Annotated in this window: 1 protein-coding gene; it reads left to right on the top strand. The window is 62.5% G+C overall.

Annotation, left to right across the window (positions count from 1 at the left end):
* Positions 1 to 246: 246 nt before the first annotated feature.
* A partial coding sequence (locus J4G38_RS27030) for a hypothetical protein (protein ID WP_226163962.1) occupies positions 247 to 754 on the top strand: 508 nt, incomplete at its 3' end.

Genomic DNA, 754 nt, shown 5'->3' with positions numbered 1-754 from the left:
TCGTCGGCCGAGGCCCCGGGCACGGGCACCACCTGCACGTAGCTTGCCGGCTCGGGAACAACTGCGGGCGGCGCTTGGGCGTGGCCGCCGAAGGCCACCAGGCCCAGCAACAAGGAAACTGCTTTTTTCATGCCGGCTAGTTGCCCCGGATGCTGTGTAGAACAGATGAACCCTCCTTTGCGTGAACGGAGCCCGTTTACCTTGGTACCGTTTTCTTGAACCGGCTACTGTCCTTTACCTTGCTCTATGTTGCTGCGAAACCATTTAGCTGGGGTGCTGCTTAGCGGCTGCGTCGTGGGCTGTTTGCCAGCCGACCCTTCCACAACCGTTGCGCCCCCAGCAGCGGCCAGCCCTGAGCCCCCGCTTCCACCGGCCCCCACCATCGACACCCTTCGCTTCCACGCCCGCTCCTCCTTTGCGATTAGCGAAGTGGTGCAGCGGCACGACACCTTGCTCTTGGTGTCCGGAAGCCCTACGGTTGCCTACCCCTTGGGCCACTTGGCCACGCCAAAAGCCTTCTTGACGCGCTATCCCGGCTTTGCCCTCACCTTCGGCCACCAAGACCCCGATAGCACGGGAACGGTGCGGGTGTACACGGCGACCAAGGGCGCCTCGCGCGTGCGCTTATTCAAACCCGAGCCGGCTGATAAGTGGCTGGAGATTGCCTCCGGCACCTTAACAGACCCCGGCCTTTCCTTGGCGACGGGCGTGCACGTCGGCATGAGTCAGCAAGCTTTTCTGCACACCTTTTTTA

The organism is Hymenobacter terricola (genome assembly GCF_017921975.2).
Classification (GTDB): Bacteria; Bacteroidota; Bacteroidia; order Cytophagales; family Hymenobacteraceae; genus Hymenobacter; species Hymenobacter terricola.
This window is presented reverse-complemented; position numbering and strand designations above follow the sequence as displayed.